The organism is uncultured Dietzia sp. (assembly GCF_937873725.1).
Classification (GTDB): Bacteria; Actinomycetota; Actinomycetes; order Mycobacteriales; family Mycobacteriaceae; genus Dietzia.
In genome coordinates this window covers 1-22,176 of record NZ_CALMYY010000030.1, presented here as the reverse complement: position 1 = coordinate 22,176, position 22,176 = coordinate 1, and the positions used below count along the sequence as shown (strand labels likewise).

General features: G+C 70.4%; 20 protein-coding genes and 1 riboswitch. Of the genes, 10 read left to right on the top strand and 10 right to left on the bottom strand.

The window, feature by feature from the left end; translation table 11 throughout:
* Positions 1 to 4: 4 nt before the first annotated feature.
* The 4 genes from Q0444_RS02150 to Q0444_RS02135 form a co-directional block, all read right to left on the bottom strand.
* Positions 5 to 1,138, bottom strand: coding sequence for a glycosyltransferase family 4 protein (locus Q0444_RS02150; RefSeq protein ID WP_291085409.1), 1,134 nt, complete (start codon positions 1,136 to 1,138; stop codon positions 5 to 7).
* Between the two features lie 52 nt (positions 1,139 to 1,190).
* On the bottom strand, positions 1,191 to 2,204 hold the full coding sequence (locus Q0444_RS02145; RefSeq protein WP_291085406.1) for an NlpC/P60 family protein: 1,014 nt from the start codon (positions 2,202 to 2,204) through the stop codon (positions 1,191 to 1,193).
* A gap of 227 nt (positions 2,205 to 2,431) precedes the next feature.
* A complete protein-coding gene (locus Q0444_RS02140; RefSeq protein WP_291085404.1) occupies positions 2,432 to 3,031 on the bottom strand; it encodes a C40 family peptidase in 600 nt (199 codons plus the stop codon).
* A 13-nt stretch (positions 3,032 to 3,044) separates the two neighbouring features.
* Positions 3,045 to 3,194: riboswitch (cyclic di-AMP (ydaO/yuaA leader) on the bottom strand.
* Between the two features lie 80 nt (positions 3,195 to 3,274).
* Positions 3,275 to 3,436, bottom strand: coding sequence for a hypothetical protein (locus Q0444_RS02135; RefSeq protein ID WP_291085401.1), 162 nt, complete (start codon positions 3,434 to 3,436; stop codon positions 3,275 to 3,277).
* 218 nt (positions 3,437 to 3,654) lie between these two features.
* Here Q0444_RS02135 and Q0444_RS02130 point away from each other — a divergent pair, with 218 nt between their 5' ends.
* Positions 3,655 to 5,298, top strand: a complete 1,644-nt coding sequence (locus Q0444_RS02130; protein ID WP_291085398.1) for a DEDD exonuclease domain-containing protein — start codon at positions 3,655 to 3,657, stop codon at positions 5,296 to 5,298.
* Here Q0444_RS02130 and trpD read toward each other — a convergent pair.
* On the bottom strand, positions 5,279 to 6,343 hold the full coding sequence (gene trpD, locus Q0444_RS02125; protein WP_291085395.1) for an anthranilate phosphoribosyltransferase: 1,065 nt from the start codon (positions 6,341 to 6,343) through the stop codon (positions 5,279 to 5,281). The two genes, Q0444_RS02130 and trpD, sit on opposite strands and share 20 nt — an antisense overlap.
* A 286-nt stretch (positions 6,344 to 6,629) precedes the next feature.
* Here trpD and Q0444_RS02120 point away from each other — a divergent pair, with 286 nt between their 5' ends.
* From Q0444_RS02120 to Q0444_RS02105, 4 genes are read left to right on the top strand one after another with little or no spacing between them, the layout of a single operon-like run.
* A complete protein-coding gene (locus Q0444_RS02120; RefSeq protein WP_291085392.1) occupies positions 6,630 to 7,241 on the top strand; it encodes a heme-copper oxidase subunit III in 612 nt (203 codons plus the stop codon).
* A gap of 56 nt (positions 7,242 to 7,297) precedes the next feature.
* Positions 7,298 to 8,182 (top strand): c-type cytochrome, encoded by an 885-nt coding sequence (locus Q0444_RS02115; RefSeq protein ID WP_291085389.1) that lies wholly within the window; start codon positions 7,298 to 7,300, stop codon positions 8,180 to 8,182.
* The gene (locus Q0444_RS02110; protein WP_291085386.1) at positions 8,179 to 9,369 is read left to right on the top strand and encodes a ubiquinol-cytochrome c reductase iron-sulfur subunit; all 1,191 of its coding nucleotides are present in this window, start codon (positions 8,179 to 8,181) and stop codon (positions 9,367 to 9,369) included. Before Q0444_RS02115 ends, Q0444_RS02110 begins: the two co-directional genes overlap by 4 nt.
* Positions 9,366 to 10,985 (top strand): cytochrome bc complex cytochrome b subunit, encoded by a 1,620-nt coding sequence (locus tag Q0444_RS02105; protein ID WP_291085383.1) that lies wholly within the window; start codon positions 9,366 to 9,368, stop codon positions 10,983 to 10,985. The genes Q0444_RS02110 and Q0444_RS02105 overlap by 4 nt, the downstream gene beginning before the upstream one ends.
* Before the next feature lie 191 nt (positions 10,986 to 11,176).
* Here the strand turns inward: Q0444_RS02105 and Q0444_RS02100 are convergent, their stop codons facing one another.
* Positions 11,177 to 12,763: an FAD-binding protein gene (locus Q0444_RS02100; RefSeq protein ID WP_291085380.1), complete on the bottom strand. Its 1,587-nt coding sequence runs from the start codon at positions 12,761 to 12,763 to the stop codon at positions 11,177 to 11,179.
* 150 nt (positions 12,764 to 12,913) lie between these two features.
* Here Q0444_RS02100 and Q0444_RS02095 point away from each other — a divergent pair, with 150 nt between their 5' ends.
* A complete protein-coding gene (locus Q0444_RS02095; protein WP_291085377.1) occupies positions 12,914 to 13,453 on the top strand; it encodes a DUF3253 domain-containing protein in 540 nt (179 codons plus the stop codon).
* 112 nt (positions 13,454 to 13,565) lie between these two features.
* Positions 13,566 to 14,723, top strand: a complete 1,158-nt coding sequence (locus Q0444_RS02090) for an acyl-CoA dehydrogenase family protein (RefSeq protein ID WP_291085374.1) — start codon at positions 13,566 to 13,568, stop codon at positions 14,721 to 14,723.
* 182 nt (positions 14,724 to 14,905) lie between these two features.
* Here Q0444_RS02090 and Q0444_RS02085 read toward each other — a convergent pair whose 3' ends face one another.
* Together Q0444_RS02085 and Q0444_RS02080 are read right to left on the bottom strand one after the other, a co-directional pair.
* Positions 14,906 to 15,322, bottom strand: coding sequence for a cytochrome c oxidase subunit 4 (locus Q0444_RS02085; RefSeq protein WP_291085371.1), 417 nt, complete (start codon positions 15,320 to 15,322; stop codon positions 14,906 to 14,908).
* 37 nt (positions 15,323 to 15,359) lie between these two features.
* Positions 15,360 to 16,478, bottom strand: a complete 1,119-nt coding sequence (locus Q0444_RS02080) for a cytochrome c oxidase subunit II (RefSeq protein WP_291085368.1) — start codon at positions 16,476 to 16,478, stop codon at positions 15,360 to 15,362.
* A 226-nt stretch (positions 16,479 to 16,704) separates the two neighbouring features.
* Here Q0444_RS02080 and asnB point away from each other — a divergent pair, with 226 nt between their 5' ends.
* Positions 16,705 to 18,630 (top strand): asparagine synthase (glutamine-hydrolyzing), encoded by a 1,926-nt coding sequence (asnB, locus tag Q0444_RS02075; protein WP_291085365.1) that lies wholly within the window; start codon positions 16,705 to 16,707, stop codon positions 18,628 to 18,630.
* 43 nt (positions 18,631 to 18,673) lie between these two features.
* Here asnB and Q0444_RS02070 read toward each other — a convergent pair whose 3' ends face one another.
* Entirely contained in the window at positions 18,674 to 19,651 is a 978-nt protein-coding gene (locus Q0444_RS02070; RefSeq protein WP_291085362.1) for a carbohydrate kinase family protein, read from the bottom strand.
* A 65-nt stretch (positions 19,652 to 19,716) separates the two neighbouring features.
* Positions 19,717 to 20,064, bottom strand: coding sequence for an iron-sulfur cluster assembly accessory protein (locus Q0444_RS02065; protein WP_291085359.1), 348 nt, complete (start codon positions 20,062 to 20,064; stop codon positions 19,717 to 19,719).
* A 167-nt stretch (positions 20,065 to 20,231) separates the two neighbouring features.
* Here Q0444_RS02065 and Q0444_RS02060 point away from each other — a divergent pair, with 167 nt between their 5' ends.
* Together Q0444_RS02060 and Q0444_RS02055 are read left to right on the top strand one after the other, a co-directional pair.
* On the top strand, positions 20,232 to 20,924 hold the full coding sequence (locus tag Q0444_RS02060; protein WP_291085356.1) for a DUF3043 domain-containing protein: 693 nt from the start codon (positions 20,232 to 20,234) through the stop codon (positions 20,922 to 20,924).
* A gap of 30 nt (positions 20,925 to 20,954) precedes the next feature.
* Positions 20,955 to 22,176: bifunctional adenosylcobinamide kinase/adenosylcobinamide-phosphate guanylyltransferase (locus Q0444_RS02055; RefSeq protein ID WP_299020949.1), on the top strand; the 1,222-nt coding region annotated here is incomplete at its 3' end.

The window sequence follows — 22,176 nt, the reverse complement described above, 5'->3', positions numbered from 1 at the left end:
GCGGTCAGTCGCCTGAGAGCACGCGTTCCATGTCTCGCGCCAGGTCCTCCCAGCGCCAGCGTTCAAGAACCCAGGTTCGGCCCCGGACGCCCATCGCCGACGCCCGGGGCCGGTCCGTGAGCAGGCCGGCCACGGCCTCGGCGATCTCGCCGTCGGAGGTACCGTCCACCACCAGCCCGGTCCGCCCGTCCAGGACGGTCTCCGGGGCGCCGCCGCTGCGACCCGCGACCACCGGCACCCCGCACGCCGAGGCCTCGAGGTAGACGATTCCCAGCCCCTCCACGTCGAGCCCCGCTCCCCTGGTGCGGCACGGCATCGCGAACACGTCCGCCATCCGGTGGTGGTCGACGATCTCGTACGCCGGGACGCGACCGGTGAAGATCACCCGGTCGGCCACGCCGTGTCGGCGCGCCAACCCCTCCAGCGTCCGTCGGTAGGGACCACCCCCGACGACGACGAGGACCGCCCCGGGCGCCCGGCGGGCGATCTCCGGCAGCGCCCGGATGAGCGCGTCCTGGCCCTTGCGCGGCACGAGTCGGGACAGACAGACGATCACCTCCCTGCCGGTGACCCCGTAGCGCTCACGGATCGCCTTCCTCCGGACGGGATCCGGACGGAACCGTTCCGTGTCGACCCCTCCCGGCTGGTGGACCAGGCGGGCGTGCGGGCCGAACGCGGCCGCGACGCGACGCCTCGTGTAGTCGCTGACGTAGGTGACGGCATCCGTCGACTCCCCGATCAACCTCAGCACCTGCCGGGATCCCGGGAGCATCGACCAGCCCACCTCGTGCCCGTGGGTGCTCGCGACGATCCGATCGACCGGACCGCTCCGGAGGACGGGGGCCATCGCGGCGAGGGGCGCAGCGGCTCCGAACCAGATGGTGCTCGCCCCGAAGTCCGAGGCCAGCCTCCTCGCCCGCGCCGCCAGGTCGGGGGTGGGGAGCAGCATCTCCGTCGGAACCCGCTCCACCAGGTACGGGCGGGTCGCGTCGTACTCGACCGACTCGGCCCCGCGGAACGTCGACGCGAGCACCGCGACGTCCTCGGGATCGAAGTGCGCCAGGTAGGTCTCCAGGTACGACTGGATGCCCCCGGGCCGCGGGGGGTAGTCGTTCGTGATCAGTAGCGTCCTCGTCATCGCATCCGAGACTGCCACAGAGCCCCGGCGACGCCCGGACCGCCTGCCGTGCTCAGTATCGGCGGATGCCGCTGATCGGCATCGCGTCGACCTTCTCCAGCTTGACGGGGACGCCGTACGTCGGCGCGTGGAGGACCAGTCCGTCTCCGGCGTACATCCCGACATGCGTCGCGCCCGGATAGTAGATGACCAGATCACCGGGCTGGACGTCCGCCATCGCGACCGGCGCCCCGGAGGCGGCCTGCGCCTGGCTCGACCGCGGGAGCGCCTTACCCTCCTGGGCGTACGACCAGACCATGAGCCCGGAGCAGTCGAACTCGGAGGGGCCCGTGGCCCCCCACGAGTAGGGGGCGCCGAGCCGGGAGAGCGCGACGTTGAGCGCGGCGGAGTTGACGCCGTCGATCGGCGGGGCGACATAGCCGGGGGGCATGACCGGTCCCCCTGCCCACACGGCCCGCTGGGCCTCCGAGAGCGCGTCCACCCGGCGCCGCACCTCGTCGATGCGCAGCCTCATCTCCCCCGAGCGGCGATCGAGTTCGTCGGCGCGATCCCTGGCCTCCCGAGCCGCCTCCCCGGCGACCTCGGAGGCCCGGTCCGCCTCGTCGCGGAGCCGGGCCGCCTCGACCGACGCGGCCCTCGAGGCGTCGAGTGCGCTGGTGGTCACCCCCGACAGCCGCTGGAGGGTCCCGAGCCTGTCCACGAGGTCGCCGGGACTGGCCGCGAGCACGGCGGCCCGGGTGGCGCCGGTATCACCACCGCGGTAGCGCATGGTCGCGAGGCGATCCACGAGCGACTGGTCCCTCGCGGCGCCGAGGTCGGCGACCACCGCGCGACCGGCAGCGACGCCGGCGTCGCGCTCGCGCCTGTCCCGCTCCGCCTGTGCGCGGTCGAGTTCGGCCTGCGCGAGGTGGAGCTCCTCGCCCAGCGCACCGGCCTCCTCGGACAGCCGGGCCAGCTCGACGAGGTCCTCGCCGACCGCGCCCTCGGGGGCGGCCTCCACCTCCGTCGGCGTCACCGGGGCGGGGGCCGAGGGTTGCGCCGAGGCCACCGCGACACCTGTCGTCATCGCGGCGGCCACGGTCGCGGCGATCGCGACCGTACGGAAACTGCGGGGTAGGGGCACTGTCGGCTCTCGGGTCGGTCGTGGCGGGGGTTCTCGCGGGAGGCGGCAGGAGCGGGGCAGGGACGCCGTCAGGCTCCGTCACCGCATAGTACAGACGACGAACCCCGTCGACACCCGGCTGGTGGCCGGTCGTCGACGGGGTACGTGGAGGCCTGAGTCTCCGGTGGGACTCAGTAGTACCGGGTGGCACCGTAGAACGGCATGGAGTCCAGCGGGGCGTAGCTCACGCTGGTGCCGGAGTAGGGGGCGTGGACGACCTGACCGTTGCCGGCGTAGATCCCCACGTGGCTGGCGCCGCTGTAGAACGCGACGATGTCGCCGGGCTGAAGGTCCGCCTTGGACACCTGGGTGCCGCCACCGATCTGGGCCTGGCTGGTGCGCGGGATGGAGATGCCCGCCTCCTTGTAGGCCCAGGAGGTGAGCCCGGAGCAGTCGAACGAGCTCGGGCCGGTGGCGCCCCACACGTAGGGCGAGCCCACGCGGGTGCCGGCGGCCTCGAGGATGCGCTGGCCGGTCGAGATCTGCGGCGCCGGGGCGGCGAACTCGACGGGGGCGACCTGGGCGAGACCGGCCGGGAGAGCGATGCCCTCGGGAACGTCGACGGTGACCTGGGCGGGCACGCCCGGCAGGCGCAGCTCGACGGGGACGTCGACGGTCACGGGCGCGGCGGCCGCGGTTCCGGCTCCCGCGACGGCGGCTCCGGCCGCGAGCAGTCCGGCGGCGGCGACGCGGCGTCCGGTCGAAACGGTCTTGATGCTGTGGGCTCCCACGAGAGTGTTTTCCTCTTTCTTCCTGCGACACCGACCGGGTTAGCTGACGGGTTCGGACACGGAAGTCTGTCCTACGCCCCGGACCTGGTGGCCCTTGGACGATTCACCCCAGTGGAACGTGGTTCCCCGGTGCGCCCCTCTGGCGCTTAGGTGGTGACCCCGGCTCCCCACCGGTGGGCGGGTGATGACTTCCGAGGTCTCGAAAAGGTTACGAAACCGTCTCGCCGAAGTCCAGTCCCTCGCTCACGCCGCGGTGTATTCGGCCACGATCTCGACCGTGGAGACCATCCCGACCTCGATGAGCACCTCGATCGCGGAGCGCACCTCGGGCTGCAGAACGTACCCGCACGACTCCTCGGAAAGCGTGTCCACCTGCGGTTCACCCGCGATCAAGACCGAGACCACGCAGTCGTCACATGTCCGTGGCCGCGCCGGGCACCGAGCACAATCGATGGATAGCATGATCTACATCACACTCCGTCCTGGGCGTGTTGCCCATTCGTTATCTGCCCGCGATCCGGGTCGATGGCGACCGTATAGAACGACTCGGACATCCACGGCCCGGGCGGACTGACGTAGGGCGCGGGATCGGGCTGTCGGACCCCGGAGCTACCGTCTGCGCCATGTCCACCACCTCCTCGCGCGCGCCGGCCGCACCGACCGGGGTCCAGACGGCGTTGGACGAGCTCGAACCGTTGCTGTCCGAGGTGACGTTCGTCGTGGTGGATCTGGAGACCACCGGGACGCGGCCGGGAACGGATGAGATCACCGAGATCGGCGCCGTCCGCGTGGTGGGCGGCGAGGTCCGGGCCGAGTTGTCCACGTTCGTCGCGATCGACGGCGTCCTCCCGGGACATATCAGCACCCTCACCGGCATCGCCCCGGGCGACCTCGTGGGGGCCCCGTCGCTGGGCGAGGTGATGGCGACCTTCCTCGAGTTCTCCCGGGGCGCCGTCCTGGTGGCGCACAACGCGCGTTTCGACCTCGGCTTCCTCCGCGCCGCGGCGGCCTCGACCGGCCGGCGGTGGCCCGACCCGCCGTCGATCTGCACCCTCACCCTCGCGCGACGGGTGCTCCACAGCGGCGAGACCCGCGGTCACCGCCTCGGCGTGCTCGCCGCGCACCTGGGGTCGGCGGTCGAACCGAACCACCGAGCCCTCCAGGACGCCCGGGCGACCGTCGACGTGCTGCACGCGCTGATCTCCCGGGTCGGCGACTGCGGGGTGTCCACGGTCTCGGAACTGAGGGCGTACGACGGGCGCCTCAGCCCCGAGGTGCGGCGGCGGGCCACCCTGACCGAGTCGCTCACGTCCGGACCCGGCGTCTACCTCTTCCGAGACAGCTCGGGCGGTCCCCTCTACGTGGGGTCGTCGGGGTCCGTGCGCCGGAGGGCCCGCTCCTACTACTCGGGCGGGGACGCCCGCGGCAGGATGCGGACGATGATCGGCCTGGCGGCGAGCGCCGAGTCGGTCCCGTGCGCGCACCTCCTGGAGGCGTGGACCGTCGAGGAGCGGCTCATCGACTCCCTCCAGCCCCCGTTCAACAGGCGGTCCCGCAGCCCCCGCCGCGGGTGGTGGCTCGCGCCTCCCACCGGCAGGGCGGTTCGAGGCCGGGTCACCAGGTCCCCGGAGCACCCGTTGGCGATCGGGCCGTTCCGCCGGGCGCAGGACGCCCGTTCGGCGTGGGAGGACCTGTCCGAGGTCGACGGCTCGATCGCCGATCCCGAATCGTGGCGGGAACTGGTGACCGGAACGGACTCGGCACCCTTGCGGGCCCTCATCGACCGCATCGAGGCCCTCGCCACCGGCGGCGCCTTCGAGAGGGCCGCCGGGTTGCGGGACCGCACCGCGATCCTCGTGCGCGTCCTCTCCCGCCACCAGGAACTCACGGCGACCGCGGCACTCCCCGAGCTGATCCTGGTCCAGGCCGGGCCCCGCCGGTCGTGGGCGGTCGCGGTCGTGCGGCATGGGCGCCTCGCCGCGTCCGGGACGGTGCCGACCGGTGCGGCGCCACTGCCCGTCATCGACTCCCTCAGGTCGGGGGCCACCACCGTGCTCCCCGATCCCGGCCCACTCCGCGGGGCGACGCCGGCGGAGGTCCGCAACGTCCACCGATGGATCGATTCCGCCCCCACTCGCATCGTGTCGATCGAGGGCGCCTGGGTGCTCCCCGTCCGCGGGGCGCACACCCTGTCCGGCTGGGCCGAGCGTGCGGAACGCGCCGCGTCGGGGGTCCGCGAGACCGGGGTCAGCCGCGCGTCGCGCTGAAGGCCGCCCACCTCTCCAGCAGGCCGGCCGCCTCGCCGTCGTCTATCGCCGCCGCGGCGCGGTCCAGGGCGGACCTCATCGCGGGCACCAGCTCGGCCCCTCGCCCGAGTCCGTCGAACGCCACCAACGCCGCGGCCGAGTTGAGCAGCACCGCATCGCGGACCGGACCCGTCCTCCCCGCCAGCAGGTCCCGTGCCACACCGGCGTTGTGCTCGCCATCGCCGCCGCGCAGTTCCTCGATCGAACAGGTGTCCATCCCGAAGTCCCCGGGGTGAATCCGATCCTCGTCGACCTGGCCGTCGGCGACCCGCAGGACCCGGGTCGATCCCGTCATGGTGATCTCGTCGAGCCCGTCCGAGCCGCGGACCACCAGGGCCGACCTACCGCGGAGTGCGAACACCTCGGCCATGACCGTCATCAGGTGCTCGAAGGCGCAGCCGATGAGGTTGGCCGCCGGCGCCGCGGGGTTGGTGAGCGGACCGAGGATGTTGAAGACCGTGGGTATCCCGATCTCGCGCCGGGGCGCGGCGGCAAACCGGAGGGCCGGGTGGAACACGGGGGCGAAACAGAAGGCCACGCCCACCTCCTCGACGCAGCGGGCGACATCCTCCGGCCCGAGGTCGATCGCCACCCCGAGGGCCTCCAGGACGTCGGCGCCGCCGCTCTTCGACGAGGCCGCCCGGTTGCCGTGCTTGACCACGGGCACCCCGCACGCGCTCACCACGAGGGAGGACATGGTGGAGATGTTCACGGTGCCCTGCCTGTCGCCGCCCGTGCCCACGATGTCGAGGCACGGGCGGGACGTGGGGACCCGGCGCGAGAAGTCGAGCATCGTCGCCGACAGCGCGGCGAGCTCCGGCCCCGTGACGCCCTTCATCCCGAGCGCGACCCCGAACGCGGCGATCTGGGCGTCTGTCGCGACGCCCTCCATGATCCGGGACATGGCCCAGGCGGCGTCCGCCGGATCGAGGTCCCGTCCCGAGGTGAGCGTGCCAAGCACTGCGGGCCACGATCGGCCCCCGTCGACCGATGCCGAACTTCCCACGTGTCCCGACCTCTCTCCCCTGGTACCGCCGGTCCGTCTCCGCTGGCGGACCGCGCCCCGCCAATCGTGCCACCAGCGCCACCTCCGTCGCTCGCCCAGGCCCGTCATCGGCCGTCCCCGGAACGCGCCGATCAGCCTGAGAGGGCCCTGATAGCCCCTGCATGGGGTGCGGTCCCACATACCCAAGCTGAGAGTTCCCCGGGCGACCTGCGGAAACGCCGGAAGGACACGCCGATTTCGGGGGTCCGTGCAGACTCCGCCCATCTCAGGGGTCATACTTGGCCTCGTGACGAGCGCAGTAGATAACTCAGGAACGGCTATGGCCCAGCGTGTTCATTCGCTGAACCGGCCGAACATGGTCAGCGTGGGCACCATCATCTGGTTGTCCCAGGAGTTGATGTTCTTCGCGGGCCTGTTCGCGATGTACTTCGTCTCCAAGGCGAACTCGGGAGGTGACTGGCCTTCCTATCCGGTGCACCTGAACGTGCCGTTCGCCCTGACGATCACCGTCATCCTCGTGGCGTCCTCGTTCACCTGCCAGATGGGTGTCTTCGCCGCCGAGCAGGGAGACGTCTTCGGCCTCCGCCGCTGGTACGTGATCTCGGCCGTGATGGGGACGGTCTTCCTCATCGGCCAGGTGTACGAGTACACGATGCTGTACTTCGAGGGCGTCACGATCTCCTCTAGCGTGTACGGATCCGTCTTCTTCATCACCACCGGCTTCCACGGTCTCCACGTGCTGGCGGGCGTCCTGGCGTTCGTCGTCCTCGTGATGCGGACGACGATGTCCCGGTTCACACCCGCCCAGGCGACGGCGGCCATCGTGGTGTCGTACTACTGGCACTTCGTGGACGTGGTCTGGATCGGCCTCTTCGTCACCATCTACTTCATTCAGTAGTCAGCTGGCCGCAGGACGCCGCGTCCAGCAGGTCCCAACACCAAAGGGAACTCACAATGAACTCACCTCACCCACCCGCTGCGGACACGCCGTCGCCGGAGCCCGCGGGTACTCCGGCGCGACCGGCCTCCTCCAAGCGTCGTCGGAAGGCCACTGGCGCGCTCGTCATCGCCGCCGGCCTCCTCGGTGCGGGCGCCATCGCCACGGCCGTGGTTCCCGAGCCGCAGGTCGCGACGGCGCAGCAGGACCAGGCCGCGCTGATCGCCGAGGGTAAGTCGATCTACGACGTCGCCTGCATCACGTGCCACGGCCAGAACCTGCAGGGCGTGCAGGACCGCGGCCCGTCGCTCGTCGGCACCGGCTCGGGCGCGACCTACTTCCAGGTCCACTCCGGCCGCATGCCCGCCGCCAACAACGAGGCCCAGGCGCAGCGGAAGAAGCCGCGCTACAGCGAGCACCAGATCGTCGCCCTCGCCGCCTACGTCGACCTGTACGGCGGCGGCCCCGCGATCGTCACCGATCCCGACGGCCAGGTCGCGCAGGGGAGCCTCCGCGGCGCCTCGGGCGAGTCCCGCCCCGAGGAGATCGCTCGCGGCTCCGAGCTGTTCCGCCTCAACTGCGCCTCGTGTCACAACTTCACCGGCCGCGGTGGAGCGCTGTCCGCCGGCAAGTACGCACCCACGCTCGATCCTGCCAACGAGCAGGAGATTTACCAGGCCATGCTGACCGGGCCGCAGAACATGCCCAGGTTCTCGGACCGTCAGCTCACGCCTGACGAGAAGAAGGACATCATCGCCTACATCAAGGACACGGACTCCAAGATCACGCCGGGCGGCTACGCGCTCGGCGGCCTCGGACCCGTGAGCGAAGGCGTGGCCATCTGGCTTGTCGGCATCGTCGCCCTCATCGGTGCGACCCTGTGGATCGGATCCCGTTCATGAGTGAGACACCCAAGAACCCGTCCCCCGCGGACCTCGACCGGATGAGCGACGCCGATCTGGTCCGTCTCGGCACCGAGATGGACGAGGTCGACGTCCGGTTCCGCGAGAACCGTTGGCCGGAGGGCGTCACGACCCGCGCCGAGAAGCGGGCGGCACGCACGGTCACCATCTGGTTCGCGCTCTCCGCCGTGCTGGCCCTCGCCTTTGCCGTCATCTACATCGCCTGGCCGTGGGAGTACCGCGGCGAGGGCGAGGACGGCTACTGGCTCTACATGGTCTACACGCCGCTGCTCGGCGTGACGATCGGCCTGTCGATCCTCTTCCTCGGCTTCGGCGCCGTGCAGTTCACCAAGAAGTTCGTCCCCGAGGAGATCTCGGTCCAGACGCGCCACGACGGCCCGTCGGACGAAGCCGACCGGCGCACCATCGTCGCCGAGCTCAACGACTCGTGGAAGACCTCGACCCTCGGTCGCCGCAAGGTCATGGGCGGCTTCCTCGGTGCGGGAGTCGGACTCATCGGGCTGTCCGCGATCCTCCCGCTCGGCGGGATGATCAAGAACCCGTGGAAGCGCGGCGAGCTCACCGTCGCCGGCGACGGCACCCTGCACACCACCGGCTGGACCCTCGCCTCGAGCAGCCGTCCCGACGGCCTGCCCGCGGAGAAGGTCTACCTCGGTCGCGACACCGGCAAGGTGTTCCCGGACGGGCATCCCCCGGCCGGCGAGGGCCGCCTCGTGCGGATCCACGTCGAGGACCTGGCGGCGGGCGGGCTCGAGTCCGTGTTCCCCCTCCCCGAGAACGACCTCGGCGACTTCGAGGCGCACATGCACTCGATCCACGGCGTACGGAACGCGGTCATGCTGATCCGCTTCCGTCCCGAGGACGCCGCGCGGGTGATCAAGCGGAAGGGCCAGGAGGAGTTCAACTACGGCGACCTCTACGCCTACTCGAAGATCTGCACGCACCTCGCCTGCCCCACCTCCCTGTACGAGCAGCAGACGCAGCGGTTCCTCTGCCCGTGCCATCAGTCGCAGTTCAACGCGCTGGAGTATGCGAAGCCGATCTTCGGCCCCGCCGCGCGTGCGCTGCCGCAGCTGCCCATCGCGGTTGACAGCGAGGGCTACCTCGTCGCCAACGGCGACTTCATCGAGCCGGTCGGACCTGCCTTCTGGGAGCGTCGTTCATGAGCAACAACACCACACTCGCGAAGGTCGGAGACGGCCTCGACTCGCGATACACCATGGCCAAGGGCATGCGCCGGCAGATCAACAAGGTCTTCCCCACGCACTGGTCCTTCCTCCTGGGCGAGATCGCCCTGTACAGCTTCATCATCCTGCTGATCTCGGGTGTGTACCTCACCCTGTTCTTCGACCCCTCCATGTCGAAGGTGATCTACCAGGGCGCGTACGCGCCCCTCAACGGCATCGAGATCTCCCGCGCCTACGAGACGGCGCTGAACATCTCGTTCGAGGTCCGCGGCGGGCTCTTCGTGCGGCAGATCCACCACTGGGCGGCCCTGCTGTTCGTCGCCTCGATGGTCGTCCACATGATCCGCATCTTCTTCACGGGCGCGTTCCGACGCCCGCGTGAGGCCAACTGGACCATCGGTTGCGTGCTGCTGCTCCTGGGCATCGTCGAGGGCTTCCTCGGCTACGGTCTGCCGGACGACGTCCTCTCGGGCACCGGCCTCCGGATCACCTCGGGCATCATCGTCGGCATGCCGGTGATCGGCACCTGGCTGCACTGGATGATCTTCGGTGGGGACTTCCCGGGCGACATCATGATCCCGCGCTTCTACGTGCTGCACGTGCTGATCATCCCGGCGATCATCCTCGCGCTGATCGCCGCGCACCTCGCGCTGGTCTGGTACCAGAAGCACACCCAGTTCCCCGGGCCCGGCCGGACGGAGAACAACGTCGTCGGCGTCCGTATCCTCCCGGTCTTCGCGGTCAAGTCCGTCGCCTTCGGTGCCATCACGGTCGGCATGCTCATGCTCTTCTCGGGCCTGTTCACGATCAACGCCATATGGAACCTCGGGCCGTACAACCCCTCCCATATCTCCGCGGGATCGCAGCCCGACTGGTACATGCTGTGGACGGAGGGCGGCGCCCGTGTCATGCCCGCCTGGGAGCTCTACCTGGGTCCGTACACCGTCCCCGCGGTGATGTGGGTGGCCGTGATGCTCGGCGCCATGGTCGTGCTGATGTTCGCCTACCCGCAGATCGAGGCCAAGTTCTCCGGCGACACCGCCCACCACAACCTGCTGCAGCGTCCGCGCGACGTGCCGGTGCGTACCGCCGCCGGCATGATGGCCATCTCGTTCTACGTGGTCCTGGTGCTGATGGGGTCCAACGACCTGATCTCCTACCACTTCGACGTCTCGTTGAACGCCACCACCTGGGCCGGTCGCATCGGTCTCATCGTGGTGCCGCCGCTGGTGTACTTCTTCACCTACCGGCTGTGCCTGGGTCTGCAGCGCGCCGACCGCGACGTGCTCGAGCACGGTATCGAGACCGGCATCATCATGCGCCTGCCGCAGGGTGAGTTCATCGAGGTCCACCAGCCGCTCGGTGAGGTCGACGAGCACGGCCACGCCGTCCCGCTCGAGTACGCCGGCGCCAAGGTGCCCAGCAAGATGAACCAGCTCGGCGTGGCCGGTCGTCCCCCGCGCGGCGCACTCTCGGCTGACCCGGCCGACGAGGCCCGTCTGCTCGACAAGGCCGAGCACGGCAAGCACGAGCAGGAGTACTCCATGCTCACCACGTTGCAGGAGGAGATCCTCACTCGTCGCGACGAGCACTGAGCCACCGGTAACACCCGACCGCGGGCCGGACCTCCACGTGGAGGTCCGGCCCGCGGTCTGTCGCGGTCCACCCCCCACGCCGCCCCCCGTCGGTCCGCGGGCGTGGAGAGTCTAGGGGGACGACGACGAGAAGGTCCTCACCCCGGGAGGCCGCGGCCTCCGGAAAGGTCAGTGGTGGCCGGGGTCGGGAGTCAGTCGACCCGCGACCCCTCGATCGGAAGTGGCTCCCCCGCCATGTGGGCGACGGCGCGGAAGGCCATCGTCATCCCGGACCCGAGGGGGACCCCGGGTCCCGGGTACGCCTCGCCGGACACCGAGGCCGACGAGTTGCCGGCCGCGTACAGGCCCGGGATGGGGCAGCCGGTGGTGTCGAGGACGGCCCCGTTGGTGTCGATCACCGCGCCCCCCTTGGTCCCCAGGTCGCCCAGGACGAGCCGGACGGCGTGCAGTCGCCCGCCGGGCAGGGGTCGTAGGCACTCCCCCGGCGTCGACGCCCCGAGGAAGAACCGTCCGTAGGGGTCCTCACCCCGGCCGAAGTCCGTGTCGCGGCCCCGCTCGGCGAGCGCGTTGAACCGCTCGACGCTCTCTGCCAGGGCCTCCGGATCGAGGCCCGTCGCCGCGGCGAGGTCCCCGATCGAGGCCGCGGTGTGCCAGAGACCGGCGGCGCGGAGCTCGTCGGCGTCGGGGGCGGGGACGCAGATCGCCGGGTACCCGCCGGCCTCGGCGTCGTCGAAGACACACCAGAACTCGTCCCCCGCCCCGTCGGTGATCCGCGCGTGCATCCTCCGCCCCATCTGGTCGTAGGGCAGGAGCTCGTTGGCGAATCGCCGCCCGGTGGCGTCGACGATGATGCCCGAGCGGAAGCCCAGGGTGAAAGCGGCGTGGCCGTTGGGGAAGAGCGTGGCCGGGCACCACCACGACTGATCGAGCAGGTCGAGTCGGGCGCCGACCCGCTCGAACATCCGGACCGCGTCACCGGACCCGGTGTCCGGGTGGGAGGCGGACCAGTCGGCTGTGGGCATCTGCTGCCACCGTGCCCGCAGTTCGGCGGACCGTTCGAACCCGCCGGCCGCGACCAGGACACCGTGACGGGCACGCAGCACCTGTCGGCCCTCGTCGCCCCGGGTCACCACGCCCACGACCCGACCGTCGTCGTCCCGGACGAGCTCCTCCACGGCCGTGGAGAGCCGCAGCTCGGCGGCGTCCATCGCATCCAGCGCGAGGAGTAACCGGGCCACCCAGGCACGGCCGCCCTCCAGCTTGGCGGTGTCCTCGTCGGCGCCGAACTGGTCGGCCGGGACGGAGCGGCGGATGTCCCCCGTGCGGGCGCCGACCTCCTCGCTCCTGATGGGCTTGGGGTAGATGCTGCGCCCCGTCTCCTGCCGCCCCGGGGCGTCGAAGTAGTCGGGGAACGCCTGGAACCGTGTGGGGATACCGAGGTCGTGCGTGAGGAAGTCCACCACCCGCGGTCCGGTGCTAAGGAAGGCGTCCTGCAGGTCCCGGTCGGTGCGGTCACCGACCACAGCGCGGAAGTAGGTTCGGCCCCTCTCTACCGAGTCCTCGAGACCGTCGCGGGCGAGGACGGCGTTGCCCGGAAGCCACACCGCCCCTCCGGAGTACGCGGAGGTCCCGCCGAACCGGTCGGTCTTCTCCACCAGACAGGTCGTCAGGCCCCGCGATACCGCCGCCGCGGCCCCGAAGAGCGCGGCGATGCCCGAGCCCACCACCACCACGTCAAATTCGGCATCCACGGTGTTCTCCCCGGTCGTCACGGTCACGCGCCTCTCCTCGATCCCCTGCAGCCGTTCGCCATCGCCCTCGGACGACACACTTACTGGAACAGGTTTCACCCTAGCGACTCGGGCGGGTCCCCCGCTTCCGTCTCCCGGTTTCGTGACAGCCCGGGCGCACGGGAGCATGATCGCGGTGTGGCGAGGGACGAGGTCGAGCGCTCCGAGGACGGGCGGTACATCGTGGTCGGCGGTCGGCGGTGGCGCGCGACCGATCCGGCGATCCCGGAGAAGCTCCGCGCGGAACTCGTGTCCGCCCTCATGACGGGACGCCGGCTCGTGAAGACCGAGGGCGACGCCGCCAGGGTGATGGTCGACGACGCCAAGGTGGCGCTCGGGGAACGGGGGGACCCGTGGTGGGATCCCACGGAGGAGGGGACCCGCCGCCGCCTCGCCGCCACCATCCGCACCCTCCTGCGGTCCCGAGGGGGCGGCTCGATCTGCCCGAGTGACGCCGCGCGCGCCGTCGGCGGCGAGCACTGGCGGGACCTCATGGACACCGCCAGGGACGTGGCCCTCGAACTCCGTGACCAAGGGATCGTGGCGATCCGGCAGCGCGGCGAGGACGTGCCCGGGTCGCGGATCCGCGGGCCGATCAGGATCGTCGCGGCCGCCGCCCTCGACTCCAGGCCGGCATCCGGGGACACGGCCCCGGGCACTCAAGCTACCGGCGGGTAACCCTCGCCGTGTCGCAGGTCGCGGCCTAGTACGATCGCCACCAGTAGGAGACAATCACCTGACGCTCCCGGCGCTCGGAATTCGCCGGGGCATCCCACGGAAAGGCATCCCCTTGCGCCGCACTGTGTTCAACGAAGACCACGAGGCCTTCCGCCAGACCCTCCGCGACTTCATCGAGTCCGAGGTGACCCCTCACTTCCAGGAGTGGTTCGAGGCCGGCATCGTCCCCCGCGAGTTCTACTACAAGCTCGCCGACCTCGGATTGTTCGGCATCAACGTCGACGAGGAGTACGGCGGCGCGGGCATCAACTCCCACAAGTTCGAGGCCATCCAGTCCGAGGAGACCGCCCGCGCCGGCGTGAACTTCGGTGGCTCGGGTGTCCACGTGCTGCTCGGACTGCCCTACATCAAGGCCCTGGCCACCGAGGAGCAGAAGCAGCGCTACCTGCCGAAGTTCGTCGCGGGCGAGGAGATGTGGGCGCTGGCCATGACCGAGCCGGGGACCGGGTCGGACCTGGCCGGCATGAAGAGCACCGCCAAGCTCTCCGAGGACGGCACCCACTACGTCCTCAACGGCGCCAAGACGTTCATCACCGGCGGCGTCCACGCCGACCGGGTGATCGTCTGCGCCCGCACCGCTCCCCCGCGCGAGGACGACCGCCGCTTCGGCATCTCGCTCCTCGCCGTGGACACCAAGCTCGAGGGTTACGCGGTGGGACGCAAGCTGGACAAGGTCGGCCTCAAGACCTCCGACACCGCCGAGCTCTCGTTCACGGACGTCAAGGTTCCCGTCGAGGACCTGCTGGGCGAGGAGAACCGCGGGTTCTTCTACCTCGGCCAGAACCTGCCGTCCGAGCGTTGGGGTATCGCCTACGGTGCGTACGCCCAGGCCGCGGCCGCCGTGCGCTTCGCCAAGGAGTACACGCAGCAGCGAGTCGTGTTTGGCAAGCAGGTCGCCGAGTTCCAGAACACGAAGTTCGAGCTGGCCGCCTGCCAGGCCAAGGTCGACGCCGCCCAGGCCGTCGCGGACCGCGCCCTCGAGGCCCTGGACGCGGGCGAGCTGACCGCGGCCGAGGCGGCCTCCGCCAAGCTGTTCTGCACCGAGGTCGCGGCGGAGGTCATCGACCGCTGTCTCCAGCTGCACGGCGGCTACGGCTTCATGAACGAGTACCCGATCGCGCGCCTGTACTCGGACAACCGGGTCAACCGGATCTACGGCGGGACCAACGAGGTCATGAAGTCCATCATCGCCAAGGACATGGGGCTGTAAGCCTGCCCCCTGTACGCCTCCCTCCGGGACCGCACGGGCCGGGGCCGCTGCCGACGCGCAGTGGCCCCGGCCCGACCCGTCTCGCGGTCCCTCACGATCCGATCATCCCAGGACGGCGGACAACAAGCCGGGCCCCCACCGCGGATCGCGGTGGGGGCCCGGCTGCACGCGGTGGCGTGGGGTCAGTGCTTCTCGCGGCCCCAGTGGTACTCGAACACCAGCGCGGAGGCGGTGATGATCAGCGCCACCGCTCCGGCGATGAGGATCCACCAGTTCCAGAAGGCGGCGCCGTAACCGAGGATGAGGATCGAGAACGCCATGAAGAACGGCCAGTAGCTGTGAGGGCTGAAGAAGCCCAGCTCGCCCGCGCCGTCCGAGACCTCCGCCTCTTCGTAGTCCTCGGGCAGCGTGCTGATGCGACGGGCCACGAAGCGCAGGTAGCCGCCGACCAGCAGGCAGAGCCCCGCGGACAGCACCAGGGCGGTGGTGCCGACCCACTCGACCCCGGTACGCGAGGCGCCCGTGAGGTAGCCGTACGCGATGGCCATGACGGCGAGGAAGATCACCAGTCCGTCGAAGATTCTTACTGTTGCGTTCATCGTGCAGGAGCCCTTCGCGTGATACCGGAGAGAGACGTCAGTTAGCGGATGCGTTCTCGATGATGTTGTTCTGGTCGCGGGTATCGCTACGTCCGGTCTTGAACGGTGCCGTGGACGTGGAGTACGGCGCCTGCCCGATGGACTGCAGGGCCTCCGCGTTGGACGCGGTCGGGTTGTCCTCACGGAACTGGATGTACTTCGCGAAGTCCTCGGGCGACACGGCCCGGAGTTCGAAGTTCATCATCGCGTGGTACGCGCCGCACATCTCGGCACACCGTCCCACGAAGGCGCCTTCACGCTCGATCTGCTCGACCTGGAACATGCTCAGCTGCTGGTTCTTGCCCGGGTGCGGCATGACATCCAGCTTGTAGATGAACTCGGGGATCCAGAAGGAGTGGACGACGTCGGCCGACGCGAGGCGGAACTCGATCCGGGTACCGGTCGGCACGACCAGCACCGGGACCTCTTCCGAGGTGCCGATGGTCTCGATGTCGTTGAAGAACAGGTAGGACTTGTCCTCGGCGAGTCGGCCGTGGATCGGGCCACCGGCGGCGGGCTCACCGTGGTGACCGAGCGCCTCACGCTGCTCGTCCGAGAGCACGCCGGCCTCGAGGGCAGCCTGCTGGGCTTCCTCGTTGGTACCGTCGGCGATCCTCACTCCCGCGACGTCGACCTTGTTGTAGCCGAACTTCCAGTTCCACTGGAAGGCGGTGACGTCGACCTTGACCCCGACCTCCTCCTCCGGACGGAGGTCGAGGACCTTGTTCTGCGTGATGACGGTGAAGTAGAAGAGCACCGAGATGATCACGAACGGCACCGCCGTGTAGACCAGCTCCAGCGGTACGTTGTACGCCGTCTGACGCGGGAACTCGCCGTTGTCGTTCTTCCGCTTGCGGTGGAAGGCCATCGACCAGAAGATCAGGCCCCACACGAAGAAGCCGACGATCAGCGAGGTGACCACCGTCAGGGTCCAGAACTCCCTGATGGCGATGCCTTCGGGCGTGATCCCGTTGGGGAACCCGAAGTTCATGGTCTGGTTCCACCATTTGTTGTCGGTGTGGAGGCTACAACCGGACAACAGCAAGCCCAATGTGCCGAGAGACACCGCGAGTGCAGCTCTGCGCGTCCGACGACGCCCGTCACGCTGTTCCACCATCACGCCTTCCTGATCAGCGGCTCCGGCCACGTGGCCGGGACACCTTAGAAGAGTAGACCACGAGTCTCAGTTTGGACGCTGCGGGTCCCGGCTTTTCACCCAACTCACCCCTTCGCCGTTCGGCACCACGGCCGGGAGGATCCGGAGCAGTAGTATTCGAAGCCATCGTGACCCGTATCGGCGGGTCCAGCCCCACCCCGACCACGATCGACGAGGTACCCGACGAATGTGTGGCCTGCTTGGTCTACTGACCCCCGACGGCTCCGCCCGTACCCACGAGTCGCGGATCCTGGGCGCGATGGGGTGCCAGCGCCACCGCGGCCCCGACGAGGTGGGCACGTGGGCCGACGGCGACCTGGCCTTCGGCTTCAACCGGCTGTCGATCATCGACATCGCCCACTCGCACCAGCCCCTGCGCTGGGGACCGCCCGGGCAACCGGACAGGTACGCACTGACGTTCAACGGCGAGATCTACAACTACCTGGAACTGAGGGAGGAGCTCCGGAACGAGCACGGCGCGACGTTCCACACCGAGGGCGACGGCGAGCCGATCATCGTCGCGTTCCATCATTGGGGCCCCGCCGCGGTCCGCCGGCTCCGCGGGATGTTCGCCTTCGCCATCTGGGACACCGTCGAGCGGACGCTCTTCGTGGCCCGCGACCCATTTGGCATCAAGCCCCTCTACATGGCCACCGGCCCCGGGGGGACCGCGTTCGCGAGCGAGAAGAAGTCGATCACCGAACTGGTCGACCTCCTCGTCGTCGACACCTCGCTCGACACCCGCGCCCTCCAGCACTACGTCACCCTCCAGTACGTCCCGGAGGGCGAGACGCTGACCCGCGGGGTCCGCCGGCTGGAGTCCGGCTGCCACGCCACCCTCTCCCCCGGCACGGCCCCGGTGATCGAGCGGTACTTCGAGCCGACGTTCCCGGTCGTCCCGGTGGCCGACGGCCAGGAGGAGAGGCGGTACGACGAGATCGCCGCCGCACTCGAGGACTCGGTGGCCAAGCACATGCGGGCCGACGTCACCGTGGGCTCGTTCCTGTCCGGCGGCATCGACTCGACCGCCATCGCGGCCCTGGCCCGCCGGCACAACGAGAACCTCCTGACCTTCACCACCGGCTTCGAGCGGGAGGGCTACTCGGAGATCGACGTGGCCGCCGAATCCGCCGCGGCGATCGGAGTCGAGCACATCGTCAAGGTGGTCTCCCCCGAGGAGTTCGCCGCCGCGATCCCGGAGATCATCTGGTATCTGGACGAGCCGGTCGCCGACCCGGCGCTGGTCCCCCTGTACTTCGTCGCGCGCGAGGCCCGCAAGCACGTCAAGGTGGTCCTCTCGGGAGAGGGCGCCGACGAGTTGTTCGGCGGGTACACCATCTATAAGGAGCCGCTCTCACTCGCGCCGTTCGAGAGGATCCCCGGCGGCCTGCGCCGGGCGCTGGGCAGGGCGAGCACCCGGATCCCCGAGGGCACCCGCGGCAAGAGCCTGCTGCACCGCGGCTCCATGAGCCTCGAGGACCGCTACTACGGAAACGCGCGGTCCTTCTCCGAGGAGCAGGTGAGGTCGGTCCTCAGGGACTACCGGCCCGAGTGGGGCCACCAGGACGTCACGGCGCCGATCTACGAGCGCTCCCGGGGCTGGGATCCCGTCGCCCGCATGCAGCACCTGGACCTGTTCACGTGGCTGCGCGGCGACATCCTGGTCAAGGCGGACAAGGTCACCATGGCCAACTCCCTCGAGCTGCGGGTGCCGTTCCTCGACCGCGAGGTCTACGAGGTCGCCTCCCGCCTGCCGTACACGGAGAAGGTCGCGCACGGCACGACCAAGTACGCGCTGCGCAGGGCGCTGGAGCGGATCGTCCCGGCGCACGTGCTCCACCGGAAGAAGCTCGGCTTCCCCGTGCCGACCCGCCACTGGTTGGCCGGACCGGAGTTGCACGACTGGGCCCGCGAGCACGTCATGGCCTCCGGCACCGACGAGTTCGTGGACAAGGCGGCGGTGCTGAGGATGCTCGACGAGCACCGCGACGGCGTCTCCGATCACAGCCGCCGGATCTGGACCATGCTGTGCTTCATGATCTGGCACGGCATCTTCGTGGAGGGGCGGATCACCCCGGACATCGAGCGGCGCGAGTACCCGGTCCGCCTCTAGGCCCCGCCAGCCCGGCCCGCAGCGGCCGGGCCTCTCGCGGGGGTCAGGCCGGGAGCAGCGCGGCGATCTCCTCGGCGGCCTCGTCGCCGTAGGTGGCGGCAAGCCGGCGGCGCGCCGCGGCGGGGTCGATGGTCCACTCCTGCGTCCCGGTGGTCTCCAGGACGTGGGTCGCGATGAGCGCGCCGAACTGCGCGGAACGCTCCAGCGACAGGCCGTCGAGGACCCCGGTGAGGAAGCCGGCGCGGAACGCGTCGCCGACGCCGGTGGGGTCCAGGAGGTTCTCCGAGGGGACGATGCCCACCTCGAGGGGCTCGGCGCCCCTCTCCACGATCACGACGCCCTTCCCACCCCGGGTGGTGACACGGGTGCCGACCCTGGAGTCCAGCTCCTCGGGCGTCCACCCGGTCTTCTTCAGCAGGAGCTCGTACTCGTACTCGTTGGTGAACAGGTACCGGGCGCCGTCGACCAGCGCGGCGGCCGCCTCGCCGTCGAGGAACGCCAGCTGCTGGGAGGGGTCGGCGGCAAAATCCAGGCCGAGCTCGCGGCACTCCGCGGTGTGGGAGTTCATGGCCGTCGGGTCGTTGGCGCCGATGAGCACGATCTCGGGCCGGCCGATCCGCTCCACCAGCCGGGCGAGGGAGATGGTGGCCGCCTCCCCCATCGCACCGGGGTAGAACGACGCGAACTGCGCCATCTCGGAGTCGGTAGTGCACACGAACCGCGCGGTGTGCAGCGCGGAGCTGATGTGGACGGCCGAGCAGTCCACGCCGTGGTCCTCGAGCCAGGTCCGGTATTCGGCGAAGTCCTCGCCCGCGGCCCCGACGAGGTGCGGCGCGCGGCCGAGCACGCCCAGGGCGAACGCGATGTTCCCCCCCACCCCGCCACGCCGGATCTGGAGCGAATCCACGAGGAAGCTCAGCGACACGTGCGCGAGCTGGTCCGGCAGGAGCTGCTCGGAGAACTTCCCCGAGAAGGTCATGAGGTGGTCGGTGGCGATGGACCCGGTGATGACGACAGACATGGACCCGACAGTAGACGACCCGGTCCGATCGATGATCGGGCCGGGTCGTCCGTGGCGCTGTGAGGTCAGTTGAACGAGTCGCCGCAGGCGCAGGAGCCGGTCGCCTGGGGGTTGTCGATGGTGAACCCCTGCTTCTCGATGGTGTCGACGAAGTCGATCGACGCCCCGGTGAGGTAGGGCACGCTCATCCGGTCGACGGCGAGCTTGACGCCGCCGAAGTCGTCGACCACGTCGCCGTCGAGGCTGCGGTCGTCAAAGAAGAGCTGGTAGCGCAGGCCCGCGCAGCCACCGGGCTGGACGGCGATGCGCAGCGAGAGGTCGTCCCGACCCTCCTGGTCGAGGAGGGCCTTGGCCTTGGAGGCGGCGGCGTCGGTGAGCAGTACACCGGTGGCGGTGTTCTCCGCAGTGGTCATGTCGGTTCTCCTTGCGATCCGAGAGGGTCTTCGGTGGCGTCCTACCGTCGTGCAACGCCCACCGGGGAGCTCTCTATTCCCCGGACATCCGGTCCCCCGACACGATACGCCTGGAGTGACGAGCGGGTGAATGCTCGCCTCCCGGGCCCATCGCCTAGCCTGGGGGCGTGAAGTTGCGTGCATTCGGCTCCGGTAAGAACGACACCGGCATGAGTTCCCCAGGTCCCGACGTCGGGCCGGACTCCGCGGCCGCCGCGGGCCCGGACCCGTCCACCGACGCGCGCCGACCCGCGGGCAAGGGCAAGCCCACGCCCAAGCGGCGCGACCAGGAGCGCGCGCGGGGTCTGCGCTCCGGCCCGGTGACCGCGCCCATGACCCGCAAGGAGGCCAAGGAGCGCCGCAAGACCACCGAGGCCGCCATGACCAAGGACGAGCGCAAGGCCGCCCGGGCGCAGGAGCGCGCGGCGCGCGAGGAGCGGCGCCAGCTCATGATGGAGGGCGACGACCGCTACGTGCTCTCCCGCGACCGGGGCGAGGTCCGTCGCTTCGCCCGTGACTGGATCGACACCCACCGGCGCCTCATCAACTGGTTCATGCCGCTGGCGCTGTTCGTGATCGTGTTCCAGCTCGTCCCCGGGCCCCTGCAGGAGCTCAGCCAGCTCGCGTTCATGGCGATGATCGTGGTGATCGTGGTGGACGGGCTCCTCCTGGGCCGCACGGTCAACCGGGCCGTCCGCGACCGGTTCCCCGGCACCGAGGACGCCGGCTTCGGCATGGGGTGGTACGCGGTGATGCGGGCCACGCAACCGCGGATGCTCCGCACCCCGCGTCCCCGGGTCCGCCCGGGCGACGCCATCTGACCCCCACCGACCCGGAAGGCCACGACCCCCATGCGCCTGCTCGTCCTCGGCGGTACCCGCTCGGGCAAATCCGGCCACGCCGAGGCGGTGGCCGCCGCCACCGGTACCGACGTGGTGTACGTGGCCACCGCGCGACGGGATCCCGACGACGACGAGATGGCCCGCCGGATCGCCGCGCACACCGGCCGCAGACCCGCGGAGTGGGCCACGGAGGAGACCGCGGAGATCGCCCGGGTGCTGGCGGAGCATCCGGCGGGGACGGTTCTCGTGGACGATCTCGGGGGGTGGCTCACCCGCCGGATGGACGCCACCCTGGGGTGGACCGACGGCGGCGCCGCCGTGGCCGGGGAGATCGACGCGCTGGTCTCGGCCGTCGCCGACCATCCCGGGTCGGTCATCCTCGTCTCGCCCGAGGTCGGCCTCGGGGTGGTGCCGGACACGCTGGCGGGGCGGGTCTTCTCCGACCTGATCGGTTCGCTCAACCGGCGTCTGGCCGAGGTCTGCGACTCGGCCGTCCTCGTCGTCGCGGGGCGCGCCCTCCCCCTGGAGGCCCCCGTCGGCGCCGATTCCACCCGCACTGATTCCACCCGCAGCGCCTCCACCCGCACCGTCATCGCACCGTCTCCCGCGGCACCGTCTCCCGCGGCGCCGTCCCCCGCGGCACCGTCCCCCACCGCCGTGGCCTCCCCGGAGTTCCCGGGGCTGGGCGACGTCGAGCACTACGACGACCCCGTGTCCTTCCCCCCGGTCCACCCGCCGTCCCACACCGTCGCCGACGAGGCCCGCGCCCGGCAGCTCACGCTGACCAAGCCTGCCGGCTCCCTCGGGCGGCTCGAGGAGCTCGGCGTGTGGATGTCCTCCTGCCAGGGGGCCTGCCCGCCGCGACCGCTCGAGCGGCCCAGGGTGGTGGTGTTCGCCGGCGATCACGGCATCGCCGAGCACGGGGTCTCCGCGTTCCCGCAGGAGGTCACCCTGCAGATGGCCGACAACATCGTCGGCGGCGGCGCGGCGGTGTCCGTCCTGGCGCGGGCGGCCGGCGCCACGATCCGCGTGGCCGACATGGCGATGTCCGCCGAACGACCGGGCGGACTCGACGCGCACAAGATCCGTCGCTCCAGCGGGTCCATCGACCGCGAGGACTCGCTGAGCCACGACGAGGTCCGCGCCGCCATCGCAGCCGGCCGCCGGCTCGCGGACGAGGAGGGGGACTCCGGGGCCGACCTGCTCATCGCGGGCGATCGCGGGATCGGCA